Origin of the sequence: Crocosphaera sp. Alani8, assembly GCF_038442745.1 — a bacterium.
Classification (GTDB): domain Bacteria; phylum Cyanobacteriota; class Cyanobacteriia; order Cyanobacteriales; family Microcystaceae; genus Crocosphaera.
On record NZ_JARVCN010000042.1, the window covers coordinates 1 to 13,998 of the forward strand.

Annotated in this window: 10 protein-coding genes; 8 read left to right on the forward strand and 2 right to left on the reverse strand. The window is 38.3% G+C overall.

Translation table 11 applies throughout. The features are described from left to right. Positions 1-408: 408 nt before the first annotated feature. The gene (locus P9B04_RS03415; protein ID WP_342053594.1) at positions 409-972 is read right to left on the reverse strand and encodes a tyrosine-type recombinase/integrase; all 564 of its coding nucleotides are present in this window, start codon (positions 970-972) and stop codon (positions 409-411) included. A 211-nt stretch (positions 973-1,183) separates the two neighbouring features. Here P9B04_RS03415 and P9B04_RS03420 point away from each other — a divergent pair, with 211 nt between their 5' ends. The 8 genes from P9B04_RS03420 to P9B04_RS03455 all read left to right on the forward strand — a co-directional run bounded on the left by P9B04_RS03420 (position 1,184) and on the right by P9B04_RS03455 (position 10,283). Further along, positions 1,184-3,262, forward strand: a complete 2,079-nt coding sequence (locus P9B04_RS03420) for a class I SAM-dependent DNA methyltransferase (RefSeq protein ID WP_342053595.1) — start codon at positions 1,184-1,186, stop codon at positions 3,260-3,262. Positions 3,263-3,290: 28 nt separating this feature from the next. Next, a complete protein-coding gene (locus P9B04_RS03425) occupies positions 3,291-3,581 on the forward strand; it encodes a nucleotidyltransferase family protein (RefSeq protein WP_287140481.1) in 291 nt (96 codons plus the stop codon). Next, on the forward strand, positions 3,571-3,915 hold the full coding sequence (locus P9B04_RS03430; protein WP_342053596.1) for a HepT-like ribonuclease domain-containing protein: 345 nt from the start codon (positions 3,571-3,573) through the stop codon (positions 3,913-3,915). The genes P9B04_RS03425 and P9B04_RS03430 overlap by 11 nt, the downstream gene beginning before the upstream one ends. A gap of 79 nt (positions 3,916-3,994) precedes the next feature. After that, complete coding sequence (locus P9B04_RS03435; protein ID WP_342053597.1) at positions 3,995-5,203, forward strand: restriction endonuclease subunit S; 1,209 nt, start codon at positions 3,995-3,997, stop codon at positions 5,201-5,203. Positions 5,204-5,232: 29 nt separating this feature from the next. Next, a complete protein-coding gene (locus P9B04_RS03440; RefSeq protein ID WP_342053598.1) occupies positions 5,233-5,493 on the forward strand; it encodes a hypothetical protein in 261 nt (86 codons plus the stop codon). Beyond that, a complete protein-coding gene (locus P9B04_RS03445; protein WP_342053599.1) occupies positions 5,490-5,918 on the forward strand; it encodes a type II toxin-antitoxin system VapC family toxin in 429 nt (142 codons plus the stop codon). Before P9B04_RS03440 ends, P9B04_RS03445 begins: the two co-directional genes overlap by 4 nt. Before the next feature lie 188 nt (positions 5,919-6,106). Continuing rightward, positions 6,107-9,325: a type I restriction endonuclease subunit R gene (locus tag P9B04_RS03450; RefSeq protein ID WP_342053600.1), complete on the forward strand. Its 3,219-nt coding sequence runs from the start codon at positions 6,107-6,109 to the stop codon at positions 9,323-9,325. A gap of 172 nt (positions 9,326-9,497) precedes the next feature. Then, entirely contained in the window at positions 9,498-10,283 is a 786-nt protein-coding gene (locus P9B04_RS03455) for a hypothetical protein (protein ID WP_342053601.1), read from the forward strand. 992 nt (positions 10,284-11,275) lie between these two features. On the opposite strand, the gene P9B04_RS03460 is transcribed toward P9B04_RS03455, so the two are convergent. After that, positions 11,276-13,998, reverse strand: a 2,723-nt coding sequence (locus P9B04_RS03460) for a plasmid replication protein, CyRepA1 family (protein WP_342053602.1), incomplete at its 5' end; no start/stop codon positions are given.

Here is a 13,998-nt window from a genome sequence, read left to right on the forward strand (position 1 = left end):
AATTTCGATGTCAGGGCTGATTTTGACCGCTAAATTGAAAACGTTAGTGGCGATCCCTGAACAGTTGATAAATTCCCGTTTAATTTTTGTGGCATCCATTCACCTAGTCCTCTTGTGCTGCTAGACAAGGGGGTTATCCGAGTTTCATTACCTAGTTGAATGATCTAAATACACAAAAAAAACGGTAAACTTCAAAATGTAATTGATTTTAGGCAAGGGTTTTCCCCTTTTGGTGAAGTTAATTGGTTTTTGATCTCGTGGGTTTACAAGATATTGTGGATTTACACCGGATTCAAATTAGTAATTGAAAACTTCATTAAAGGCAACCCCCCTTTTTTTTTGTCAGTAATTAGTACGTAAAAGAGATTGTAATAGTTTCTAGGGATCTGAACAAGAAGAGGATGAAGATCACCAACCGATGACAGAGACAGCAAATTGTTTTTGTTCGGTAGAGACTTCTAGGTAAGCTTGGAGAGTACCGAGGTCGTGGTGGCCTGAAATTTCCTGAATGTGTTTTAAAGGGATGCCAGCGTTGTGCATTTGGGTTAAGGCGGTGCGTCGGAAGCTGTGGGTGCTGACACCTTCGACTCCAATGCGAGAGCAACCGGCTCTAAGGAGCTTATCGGCTGCGTAGCGAGAGAGATGCCTCCAGGCTTGTTTACCTGGGAAGAGAAAGCCAGCATCGCCTATTTGACGTTTGGGGTGGTAATCATCAAGGAAGGGCTTGAGAGAGTCTGTAATGGTTACTTGACGGGTTTTAAGCTTACCTTTAGTGGTAGACTTACGGAAGGTGAGCGTACCGCCTTTAATGTCAGTGACTTCGAGGGCTAGAGCCTCGGAGATTCGGCAACCAGTGAATAAACAAATGCCAAAGAGAGCGCGATCACGGGGGTTAGTAAAACCTTCAGTAAAGAGCCGTTGTAGTTCGGCGGTGTTTAAGACTTTAGCTTGGCCATGGCCCTTAACTTTCATGGGGGTGTGTGAGTTTTAAATTTCTTATATACACGATACATAGATATTGTGGACTTGACCCCAGGATGTTGATATTTCGTTACTCAAAAATTGGGTACTTTGACCGAGTTAAGGAAATGTTATCTTTTCCCTTCGCTACAACCCCCATTCTTTCGTTAATTGATAAGTATTTTTAATATAAGTAGTTTTAGACTCCAAAAATCATCATTTCATGACAAAATTAGGACACCTTGAAGCCATCGAACGAAATTTGTGGGAAGCTGCTGACACCCTACGGACAAATTCTAACTATGCCAGCAATGAGTATTTCATCCCAGTGATGGGGTTAATTTTTTTGCGCCATGCTTATAGTCGTTTTCTCAAGGTGAAAAAGGAGGTGGAGGCCAAGTTACCGAAACGGGGAGGAAAAACACGCCCGTTAACCAAGGAAGATTTTTCCCAGAAGACGGCGATTTTTTTGAAGGAAGCAGGGCAGTTTGATTATTTAGTGTCCCTACCGGACTCCGAAGACAGGCCCGAGGCGTTAATTAACGCTATGGAGTCCATCGAGGAGGACTATGAAAGCTTGAGGGGGGTGTTACCGAAAAGTGAGTATCAAGAGTTAGATAATGAGGTGTTGGGGCAGTTATTAAGAACCCTCAATCCTGATGAATTAAAAGAAGCGGACGGGGATATATTCGGGAGAATTTACGAATATTTTTTAACTCAATTTGCGGATTTAAAAGCACACGATAATGGGGAATTTTTTACGCCGATTTCATTGGTTTCTTTGATTGCCAATATCTTAGAACCCAGTGAGGGGATTGTGTTTGACCCTGCTTGTGGGTCTGGGGGAATGTTTGTCCAGAGCGCGCATTTTGTGGAGAAACAAAATAAGAATCCGCAGATGTTAACCTTTCGGGGGTTAGAGAAGAATGCGACGACAATACGGTTAGCAAAAATGAACTTAGCGGTGCATGGATTGGAGGGAAATATTCAAAAAGCCATTACTTATTATGAAGACCCGTTTGAGTTAGTGGGCAAGGCTAATTATGTGATGGCTAATCCCCCATTTAATACGGATGAAGTGGACGCACAGAAAGTAGAAGGAGATCCCCGTTTACCCTTTGGATTACCTGGGGTTACTACCAGGAAGAAAAGTAAAACCAAAAAAGAAAAAGCGGAGAGGGTTTCTAACGGTAATTATCTTTGGATTAGTTATTTTTATAGTTATTTGAATGAGCGAGGGAGGGCAGGGTTTGTCATGTCTTCTCAGGCTTCTAGTGCTGGAAGAGATGAGGCGAAGGTGAGGCAAAAGTTAATGGAAACGGGGGCAGTAGAAATGATGATTGCTATCCGTTCTAATTTCTTTTATACCAGGACGGTTCCTTGTGAGTTGTGGTTTTTAAATAAAGGTAAATTAGAGGAAATGAAAGATAAAGTCTTAATGATTGATGCCCGAAATATTTACCGTAAAGTAACGAGAAAGATTTATGATTTTAGTCCAGAACAGTTACAAAATATTTTGTCTATTGTTTGGTTATATCGAGGGGAGGGGGAGCGGTTTATTGAGTTGGTATCGAGTTATTTAGGAAAGGTAGAGGAAGAATATAAGAAATGTTTGCCGTTGTTGGGGGAGTATATCGGTTGTATTAGTAAGTTAGATTCGGCATTAGAAAGGTTTTATCAGTTAATAGATGAAAAGGACGAGGTGTGGGTAGAGTTTCGGGAGACTTATTATTTAGTTAAAGAAGATATAGAAACTTATAAACAATCTCCTAACTTTGCTGAGGGAAGGGATAGAATAGACGGTTTAAATGAGGAAGTTAAGGAATTAATAGGGTTAAGTGAAGGGAGTAGAGATTTAGTTAAGCAGGTGGATTTATTGTATAAATTATTAGGGAGAGTAATAGAGCATGGAGAGAAGGATTTAGGGGCAAAAGATAGTGATTTATGGTGGTCAAATAAGGAGTTAAACGGGTTAAGAAAGGAAGCGGATAGTTCTCGGCAAAAGACGGTTAAACAGCTTAAGTTAGTGAGGTATTATTATCGACAAGCAGGGTGGTTACTAGAGAGGTTTCCAGAGGGAAAATTAAGGGATGTGGAGGGGTTAGTTAAGTTAGTTAGTCAGGAGGAATTAGTAGCCAATGATTGGAGTTTAACCCCTGGTCGATATGTGGGGGTTGCTCCTGAAGAGGAGGACGAGGATTTTGATTTTGAGGAGGTATTAAGGGAGATTCATCTTGAGTTAAAAGACCTCAATCAAGAGGCGGTTAATTTGGCTGCTGAGATTACTAGAAATTTTGAATAATTGGGAATTTAAAGGAGTATTTAAAAGAATGAACAAAGAGTATTTAATCAAGTTTTTGAAACAAAATTTAACTGTGATTAAAAGTTATGGGGTAACCTCATTAGCTTTGTTTGGATCTTTTGCCAGAGATGAGGCAAAAAGTAGTAGTGATCTAGATTTATTGGTGGAGTTTGAAGGAGTAGTTACCTTTGACAATTATATGGAGTTAAAGTTTTTTTTAGAGGATAGTTTAGGGTTATCGGTTGATTTAGTCAGTCGCAAAATGTTAAAATCTCAACTCCTTGATTCAGTGGAAAAGGAGGCCATTTATGTCTCGTAGTTTAAGGCTTTATTTTGATGATATATTAATCAGTTGTGATAAGATTTTACGATATAGTGAAGGACTTGATTATGAGAGTTTTATGGGGGATGAATTAAGGGTTGATGCTACCTTAAGGAATTTACAAATTATTGGGGAAGCGGTTAAACAAGTACCTCAAGAGATGAGAGTTAAGTATCCCAGGGTTGAATGGCGTAAAATTGCTGGTTTAAGAGATATTTTAGCCCATGCTTATTTTAGTTTAGAAGATGAAACGATTTGGGACATCATACAAACAAAAATTATCCCCCTTAAGTCTGAAGTTGAAATCATCATTAATCAGGAGTTTGAATAATTTAATAAGAAAATTACTAATTTAATAAATATGATTTATTACTTATTCTTTTATTGTTCTATTTGGAGGTATTAGATAGATGAAAAGTAACAAAATAACTCTTAAACAAGTAGGTAAAATTATTTCAGGCTATGCTTTTAAGTCCAAAGATTTTACTGATAATGGGATTCCTGTCATAAAAATTGCTAATATTAAAAATGAACAAGTTGTTGTTGATGATTGTCAATATATCCCTAGTTTCTTTTTAGAAAGTTTAGATCCAAAATTTCAAATTGTTAAAAATGATATTTTAATTTCATTAACTGGCTCTCATTTATCACAGCCTAATTCTGTTGTTGGTAGAGTTGCAAGATATCACCATGAACAAGTATCATTACTAAATCAGAGGGCAGGAAAACTTATTATTAAAGAAAATAGTGGATATAATTTATTATTCTTATATTATTATCTTTTACAGAGTAGTATTAGAGAACAAATAGCATTGATGGCTCAAGGTAGTGCTAATCAGGCTAATATTAGTCCTTCTGATGTAGAACGACTTCTTATTCCCGATTTTCCACTACCAACCCAAGAAAAAATAGCAAACATCCTATCAAAATATGATGATTTAATCGAAAATAACCGCCGACGCATCGAATTATTAGAAAAATCAGCCCGTTTACTTTACAAAGAATGGTTTGTTTATCTCCGTTTTCCTGCCCATGAACACACCCCTATTATTGATGGTATTCCTGATGGTTGGGAGAAGAAAATCTTAAAAGAATTAGCATTTTTAACAATGGGTCAAAGTCCTAAATCTGAGTTTTATAATGAAGATAAAATAGGTTTACCTTTTCATCAGGGAGTTGCTAATTTTGGTGGTAGATTTCCAGAAAATAAATTTTATTCTACAAAAGAATCAAGAATTGCTGAAGAAGGAGATATTTTATTTAGTGTTCGTGCGCCAGTTGGAAGAATGAATATAAGTTTAGAAAAAATTATTATAGGTCGAGGTTTAGCTGCAATTCGTTCTAAAAATCATCATCAAGGATTTTTGTATTATCAACTTAAAAATCATTTTTTTAAAGAAGATATGATAGGAACTGGTGCTATTTTTGCTTCTGTTACAAGAGCAGGTTTAGAAAATGTTGAATTTATAACCCCTAAAGATTCAATAATCAAATTATTTTTAGAGCAAATTCATCCTATAGATAATCAAATTAAAACACTTCATCAAATGAATCAAAAACTCAAACAAGCAAGAGACATATTACTACCCCGATTAATGAATGGAGAAATTAACGTATAATTAAAGTAACCAAAAATATATTAAAAACAATGATAAACACGCCATTTGAACCTAACCGTTCCGTTGCCAGTTTAACATTAGGAGAACTAGAAAACTTTATCAAAGAAACTATCAGTAAACATAATCAAGAAACCCTAACCACCTCAGAAGAAGCTCAACCCTTTGATGAAACCGTCCCTCCTTTTTGGCAAATTGTCACCGAAAACGCTGATAAAATTCCTGACGAACTTTGGGACACTGTACCAGAAGACGCTTCCGAGAAATTAGACGATTATTTATATAACCAATGAAAGCCGTTTTTGCTGATACAGGATTTTGGATTGCCTTGTTAAATAAAAGAGATCGATGGCATCAACAAGCAATCAAAATTTATCAACAATTAAACAATCAAAAAAAGAAGATTATCACTAGCGAAATGGTCTTAACGGAGTTCTTAAACTTCTTTTCTAAATTTGCGCCTGAGATTAGGAAAGAAGCAGGTTTAACCGTTAAAAGAATGCAAAATCACCCGAATATTATTATCATAGTCCAGAATAATAAACAATTTAGTCAAGCCTTAGACCTCTATTTAAAAAGACTTGATAAAGGATGGAGTTTAACCGATTGTACATCCTTTCAAATCATGGAAAACTTATACTTAACCGAAGCCCTAGCCCATGATAAACACTTTCAACAAGCAGGATTTATCACCCTTTTAAAAGAAGAGAACCTTTAAATCAACTCAGATAAAAACTAAGATTAATTAACAGATTTTATCGGGTTTAAAAATAATAGAAATCAAAGTAACTTTTTTCTTGCCATAAAAATTGATACAAACTAAAACAAATTTACCTTATTAAAAGAAATTTTTGAGGATAAAATGGGAATAATAAATCATAGACTAATTCTCATCAAACGCCATAAATGAAATACACCGAAGACACTCTAGTACAACAAACTACCGCCAATTACTTAAAAGAGCAACTAAAGTGGAAAAGTGTCTATGCTTATGATAGAGAAGACTATGGAGAGAATAGTTTATTAGGAAGAAAAGATCCCACAGAAATTATCTTAACCCGTTACCTCAAACAGAAATTAAGAGACTTTAATAAAAACCTACCAGAAGAAGCCTATAATTCAGCCATTCGTCAGATTAAAGAAACTACTATTATTCAAAGTCTTTTAGTCACTAACCAAGAAAAATATAATCTATTTCTTGATGGCGTACCCGTCACTTATCGTAATAATAAAGGAGAATTAACCAAGAAGAAATTAAAAGTATTTGACTTTAATAATCCAGAAGATAATGACTTTTTAATTGTTAGAGAATTATGGATAAAAGGTAATATTTATCGTCGTCGTGCGGATTTAGTGGGGTTTGTCAATGGCATTCCCTTGTTATTCATGGAAGTTAAGAACCTGCACCGAGACACTCAAGCAGCTTACGAAGAGAACTTTTTAGATTACCTTGATACCATTCCCCATCTATTTTACTATAATGCCTTTGTAGTTTTAGGAAATGGAATTGATGCTAGAATAGGCAGTTTTTCGAGTCCATACCAATACTTTCATCAATGGAAACGGTTAGCCGAAATAGAGCCAGGGGTGGTGGATATGGAAACCTTGCTCAAAGGAGTTTGTGATAAAAACAACTTTATGGACTTATTTGAGAACTATATCTTATTTGATGATTCGAGTGGAAAAACTAACAAAATTATCGCGCAGAACCATCAGTATTTAGGGGTTAATTTAGCCCTTGAATCCGTTAATAATCGCCAAGATAATCAGGGAAAATTAGGAGTCTTTTGGCATACGCAAGGAGCAGGGAAAAGCTATTCAATGGTTTTTTTTACCAGGAAGATACGTCGAAAACTGGGAGGAAACTTTACCTTTTTAATCTGTACGGATAGAGACGACTTAGACAAACAAATTTATGATACCTATGCCGGATGTGGGTTAGTGAATAATGATAAAGAGCCTTGTCGTGCAGGGAGTGGAGAACATTTAAAAAACCTGTTAGGGGAGCAAAAAGCCTATATTTTCACCTTAATTCAAAAATTCAACCAAGAGATAGATCCAAATCAACCTTATACTAACCGTTCCGATATTATTGTTATTAGTGATGAAGCCCACCGCACCCAGTACGGTATATTAGCGAGAAACTTACGAGATGCTGTGCCTAACGCCAGTTTTATCGGATTTACAGGCACACCGTTATTTAACGATGACGAAATTACCCGACGCTACTTTGGGGAATATGTCTCAACCTATGACTTCCAAAGAGCAGTAGAAGATAACGCCACCGTGCCATTATATTACGATGCCAGAGGAGATAAGTTAAATATTGCCACAAATGACTTAAATGAACAAATAGCTGCCAAAATAGAAGAATTATCCCTAGAAGACCAAGATATTGAACAACGCCTAGAGAAAGAATTACGCCGAGAATATCAGATTATTACCGACGAGAAACGCTTAAGAGAGATAGCCCAAGACTTTGTAACCCACTACAGCACCAGTTGGGAAACAGGCAAAGGGATGTTTATCTGTATTGATAAAGTTACCTGTGGGCGAATGTATGAGTTAATTGTCCATTACTGGCAAGAAAGAATCAAACAACTAAAAAAACAGCTAAAAACCCTTTCAGATGAACAAGAAGCCATTTATCAGCAACGGCAAATTAAGTGGATGGAAGAAACCCTTACTGCTGTCATTATTAGCGAAGAACAGGGAGAGGTCGCTAAATTTGCTCAATGGGAGCTAGACATTACCCCCCATCGCACTTTAATTAAAAATGGCTTTGAATTAGACGACGGGAAACGGATTAGTGTTGAAAAAGCCTTTAAAGATCCAGAGCATCCTTTTCGCATTGCCATTGTTTGTGCCATGTGGTTAACGGGGTTTGATGTCCCTTCCTTGTCGACCCTGTATTTGGATAAACCCCTAAAAGCCCATACCTTAATGCAGGGGATCGCCTGTGCCAACCGAGTCCATGAAGGAAAAAATAACGGCTTAATCGTCGATTATTGTGGCATTTTGAAAAACTTGAGACAAGCCCTAGCTACCTTTGCCGGAACAGGAGACGCGGGCCGAGAAAACAAAGATTTAACCGTAGACCCCACCCAACCGAATATTAACTTACTTGCTGAGTTAGCCGAAGCCATCAAGGAGGTTAAAGAGTTTTTACAAGAAAGTAATGCTTCACTAGATGACATTTTAGACTATAAAAACCCTAGTTTTGCCCTGAATAAAGCGATTATGTCCGCAAAAGAAGCAGCCAACCAGAATGACGAAACCCGTAAACGGTTTGACATTTTGTGTCGAGAAGTGTTTAAAAAATATCAAGCTTGTCTCAATGTTCCAGAGGTCAACCAGTACCGTCAAGCCCATAATGCGATTAAATTTATCTACAAATGTTTACAAGAGGATCTAGCGAAGACAGACATTACAGAAATTTTACGAGAATTACAATTAGTAGTTAGTCAAGCCATTGAAGTTAGCCGTGAGGACACAGAAGAAAGGGAACTGTATGATATTAGTCAAATTGATTTTGACCGACTCAAACAAGAATTTAGTAAAAGTCAGGCTAAGAATACTACGGTTCAAACGCTGAAAAACGCCATTGAAATACGCTTAAGACAAATGTTAGCACGAAATCCTCAACGGACTAATTTTCAACGCCATTATGAAGAAATGATTGCTAATTATAACCATGAGAAAGATCGGTTAGTTATTGAACAAACCTTTGAAGCCCTATTAATTTTCGTACAGAATCTAGATGAAGAGTCGAGTCGTGGTGTTCGGGAAGGTTTAGACGAGGAATCTCTCGCTATTTTTGATTTACTGAGAAAAAATAAAGAAAATTTATCTCCACAAACCATCAAAAAAATCAAAAATATTGCTACTCAGTTATTAGAAATCTTAAAACAAGAAAAACTTAAAATAGATAATTGGAGAGACAAAGAATCTACTAGAGATGGGGTTAGAGGGACTATTTACGACTTTCTTTATAGCGATGAAACTGGATTACCCATTGATAGTTATAGCGAAGATGAAGTCAGCGAAAAAACAGAGGAAGTGTTTCGCCATATCTTCCGAGTTTATCCGACTTTGCCCTCTCCTTACTATGACACGGCTGCTTAGCTGTTTTTAGCCATCCACTAACTTGTCAATTACCTTAGTACATTACTTAATATGAATAAGTCAGTTACTTTTGTTGTCTTTATTAGTCAAATACTTTTCTAAATAGTCAATTACTTAGTCAAATATTATAGTATAATATTAAGTCAGTTACTTTAGTACAAGACTAATTTGTATGGCAGTCCCAAAAGGCTATAAAACTGTTACCTGTTATCTTCCCCCTGAGATAGCAGAACAATTAAAGGCTTATTGTTTCAAGCATGAGATCACCCGAAACAATAAACAGGGTGAGTTATCACCATCTTGGGGAACTGGTATCGTTGAGGCTTTAAAACTCTTCTTTAGCTCTGATACTGTACCTAGTCCTTTAGCCTCTAATGGACTAGACAGGAGAATGGTAGAGGATATAGTCAAGGATTCCCTCAATAGTATTTTACCTAGTCAATTACCTAATAACGCACCATCAGAAGATAAGTTAAAAGAACTGATCCAGGAGTCAGTGACTAATCTGTTCCCTAGTCTTTTATCTAGTCATGTACTAACCCAAGACAGCCCTGTACTTAAAGAATTAGATAATCGGCTGTCACAACTAGAGGCAAATCAGAATCAGCTTGATTTAGAGGATGATCCAGTTATTGTCAGAAACTTAACTGATTATGGTGTAGAAGTTCAACAAAGCGATTCCTTGCGCTCATCCGATTCCCCATCAGCCCCATCAGAACAGAATAATCTTAATCCCATTGATAAGGAAAACACAGAGACCATTTCTGAAAGTGAGGAAACTCAACGACTCACTGATAAAGAAATACAGGGCATTTTAAAGCAGAAATACAACATCAAAACTACCCCTCAGACACTCAGCAAGTGGAGACTTCAAGAAAGTAAGCCAAGGGGACGCAATCAGATCATCTTTGATCTGTTCAAGCCTGATGGCGATCGCTGGATAAGCCTTCAATCATGATCCCACTGACACCCTCGTAGAAGAGTCTCATGTCAATCAGTTAAAGATCAAAGCTTTGATCATTTCAGAACGTTTAGAACGTTCCCTAGCTAGATGAAAGGAAAACCATAAAAAGCACACTTTGAATAGTAAATTTCTCACCCCACAGTGTTTTTCAGTTGAGTGGACAATACTTCTAGTTAAAGAAGACAAGGGAAACTGAGAAGACACGGAAGACAAAGGAGATTTTCTATTAACATTCTCCCTTGTCCCAAAGTCCACCAAGTCTCCCATATCTTCAGACTCGAAGAGTTGTTTCTCATGCACCGAGTAGATCCCAACCCATACCCCATTATTGATGGTAGATCCTTATAGTGGTTTTTCCCTTCATGTCTCATAACAGGGCGCGCTTATGTGTCCCGTCTCTCTCCTCTTCATGGTGACGGACACCTTCAATGATAAAATATTAAGCAAATCTAAAACGGGTTTGTCCTTTTAGATGACCAACAGTGACCATAACCAGTAGCTACTTTTTATCAACCTGGGTAGCCTTATTTTTTCACTGGTTCATTCAATGACGAAAAACCCTGATTTTCTTTAGATTTCTTTAATGTCACTAAACGTCACTACTCGTCATTAAACGTCACTGACTCCTACTCAACGTTACTAATTGTTATCAAAAAAGTCACCCCGACTCGGTAAATGACCCGAATCTGACCCTAAATTGATAACAAATCATGACTATCAACGACGTTTAGTAACGTCCAGCAACGTCTAGTAACGTCCAATAACAAGCTTTTTTTACCCCCCTAGCTGTCGGATTTGACCGATTTGGCTCCCATCTAGGGTGTTAGTAGGGCATCTTAGCGAAAGCTAAGCCAGCGCACTCCATGTACTGACATTGAACTACTCCGTAGTTCAAGTCAGTACGGAGTAACTGTCTAGGGGGAGACCCCCTAGTACCCCCCTGGGCAGATGGGAAAAGAGAATTTGTTTTTTTTTTGATCTCTTTTTTAAAAAATTAACTCCACCTCATCCCAAAAACTTGATAACTGATAACGGCTAACTTGATCCACAAACTCCACCAACACCTCCGACAGCTTCTCGGATACTGAGACGATCCTCCCTATCTTCATGGTGGCTTGACTGATGATCTCCATCCCCACTCTTAACGGTGTTGTCGGATCGGCACAAGCGGTCGACTTATCGTATACGGTCTGTCGTGCCACTTCTCTCAAACCGTCTTCTGTTGGGGACTGTGGAGAGGGTTTCTGATTTGACCCATCCTCATTGGCACAAGCGGTCGACTTACTGTATACGGTCTGTCGTGCCACCGGTTCCCCATTCCCATTATTCGGGGGTGGCACCACAGACTTTACTCCCTCCCCATTGGCACGAGAGATCGACTTACTGTATACGGTCTGTCGATCCACTTCTATGTTTTCATCAGACATCCGATAATATTCCTTATCTTTGGTCAGCCAGTAATTAAATATCGCCTCACGGTTTTGAGGAGGCAGCAGATCCACGACCTTATATATAAATTGTCGTTGCCCATTAATCGTTCGCCGTTCAGTGCGTTTGAGATCATAGCCAATTAAATTAAGGAGTTGTCGTGTCACTTTAATAGAAGGGACAGTCATCTCTCCCGTTTTCGGGTTCGCCGTCGGCTGACAAATAGAGATCCCCAAGACGGTTTTAATTTCTTCTGTATTGTGAATGGCCAAGTTAGCCCGTTTAATTAGATCCTCATCCGTGGCCATAAATTCCCGATTGAAGTCCACTAATCCAAGAACATCTAACGCTTCTAATCCCTTCACTTTATTAATTTTTGTCACCCGATTCAGATCTGGGACAAAGGCCGCCCCCTCATTATTCTCTAATAGGGTTTTCACTTTAGCCGTGTCTTTAGCCTCGACAAACTCACGCCCCATCGTTAGATGATAATGAAGCTTCAATTTAGGATGTAACCCTACAAGATCCGCTTTGGCGATCTCTTTAGTTACTTCCCCATACTTTTGCTTGAGTTTGTATCGTTTTAGTTGTGCTTTTTCTTCTTTGGTTTTAATGATAGTCTCTTCAATCCGTTTAGCTTCATCAGCATCAATCTCTTTAGCTTGAACCTGTTGCTCACAATCGTTATTAATCCCCTGCTCTCTATTATCCGTTAAGGCTTTTCTTTCGGCTTTTCTCTCTTCAGAATCCAAACAATCTGACCAAGAATAACGTCGATGGTTTTGGGCATCTAATAAAGCATAAACCGTCTCTCGATAGTTTTTATTATGTCGATTTATTCTCGCCCCCATTTTCGCCCAGGTTCTCATACAAATCGAGTCAATCGGAGTATCTACATCATCTACACAAAGATAATCAAATTCCTTTAAGGAGTTTATGGTTAGCTCACACTTCTTATATTCACCCCGCATTAAATTGGTGGCATTGGTTGACCCATTACCCACTAACCCAATATTACTAATTTTATCAACATAAAGAAATCTCGGGACGTTATCCCGTAATCTCCATAGGAATTGGACAATATTGGTCGGAGTAATCGCTCCTGTCGATAAGCACCAAACTTCATCAAAATGTCCTTGAAAATCTAAACTTATCCCACTGACAATGGAAGGAGAAGCTACCACAAACTTATATTTTTTAAATAAGGTATTTAAGTCGGACTTTCCTTCACAAGCAGGGTGTCCTTTTTCCGTTAGAGTTTCACTATCATATCTTAAGATTTCGTCCTGGGAAAATGAGTATAGTAATCTATTTTCAATAGCTATCGTTCCGTTCTTAGACGTTACCTTTTGAGCCGCCGTTAAGATTAATAACCTTTTCCCTGACTTAGCTTTTTTCATTAGTCTTGAATGCCATTCTAAGGTCGAAGAGAAAGTAAAATAATCCCACCCTTCATGTTGATAGTCATTGACCATAATATAAGGCTCGACCTTTTCATCTAATAACCCTTGAATAAACTCAATGCCCTCATCGGAGAGGTCAGCATCAGCCAAGATTATTTGATGGGCAATGTTCAATAATTTTTTCAGTTCCTTAAGAACTTGAACACGATAATCACTAATATCCGTTTTCCCGTCTAGGGTATGCCAGATCACCTGTTCACACTCATCGATGATCACCACAGGGGCTTTCATGTCTCGCCAGCGTTCCGGGTTCCAATGATCTGCGTTAAAGCCTTTCCGTTTGGGTCTTAGGGAATCGGTCACTAAAGCGTATCCTAAAACCCTACCGTCGTCAGTTCTTTCGGTCCGATAGGGAACCCCTAACCGTTCTCCTAATGCCCTAGCTAAATTTTCTAGGTGGGAGAGGACAAAGAGAGGATGGCCTTTTTTGAGGAGTTTACGACAACTCCGGGCTAACCGTTCTGTTTTCCCTGTGCTTTGAACTCCTTTCATGCACACTAACCTATTATCGGGAATCTCAACGTTGAAGTAACGTTCATTAATCTTAACAGAGGGTAAATAAGTTAAATAGTCGGTTTCAACCTGAGATCCTAACCATTCATCGAAGGGAATGGCGTTATCTAAGATTTCCTGTACTTTCTTGTGGCCATAATTGGCTGCTACATCATCGATGCCTTTGCCCAGTTCCCGATCCCAGACGGCGACTAATGGCCGTCCTCCTTCATTTTTAATGGCTTTCCCTAAGCGTTTGATGCCTTCAATAACGGCTTTAATGGATGATGGTTTAAGATCCCCCATGTCTAGTGTGATGATAACTA

What these genes read in the sequence shown, in the direction of transcription:
- P9B04_RS03430 (WP_342053596.1), top strand. Translation starts at nt 3,571, where the DNA reads ATGTCTCGTAGTTTAAGGCTTTATTTTGATGATATATTAATCAGTTGT.
- P9B04_RS03435 (WP_342053597.1), top strand. Translation starts at nt 3,995, where the DNA reads ATGAAAAGTAACAAAATAACTCTTAAACAAGTAGGTAAAATTATTTCA.
- P9B04_RS03415 (WP_342053594.1), bottom strand. Translation starts at nt 972, where the DNA reads ATGAAAGTTAAGGGCCATGGCCAAGCTAAAGTCTTAAACACCGCCGAA.
- P9B04_RS03425 (WP_287140481.1), top strand. Translation starts at nt 3,291, where the DNA reads ATGAACAAAGAGTATTTAATCAAGTTTTTGAAACAAAATTTAACTGTG.
- P9B04_RS03420 (WP_342053595.1), top strand. Translation starts at nt 1,184, where the DNA reads ATGACAAAATTAGGACACCTTGAAGCCATCGAACGAAATTTGTGGGAA.
- P9B04_RS03445 (WP_342053599.1), top strand. Translation starts at nt 5,490, where the DNA reads ATGAAAGCCGTTTTTGCTGATACAGGATTTTGGATTGCCTTGTTAAAT.
- P9B04_RS03455 (WP_342053601.1), top strand. Translation starts at nt 9,498, where the DNA reads ATGGCAGTCCCAAAAGGCTATAAAACTGTTACCTGTTATCTTCCCCCT.
- P9B04_RS03440 (WP_342053598.1), top strand. Translation starts at nt 5,233, where the DNA reads ATGATAAACACGCCATTTGAACCTAACCGTTCCGTTGCCAGTTTAACA.
- P9B04_RS03450 (WP_342053600.1), top strand. Translation starts at nt 6,107, where the DNA reads ATGAAATACACCGAAGACACTCTAGTACAACAAACTACCGCCAATTAC.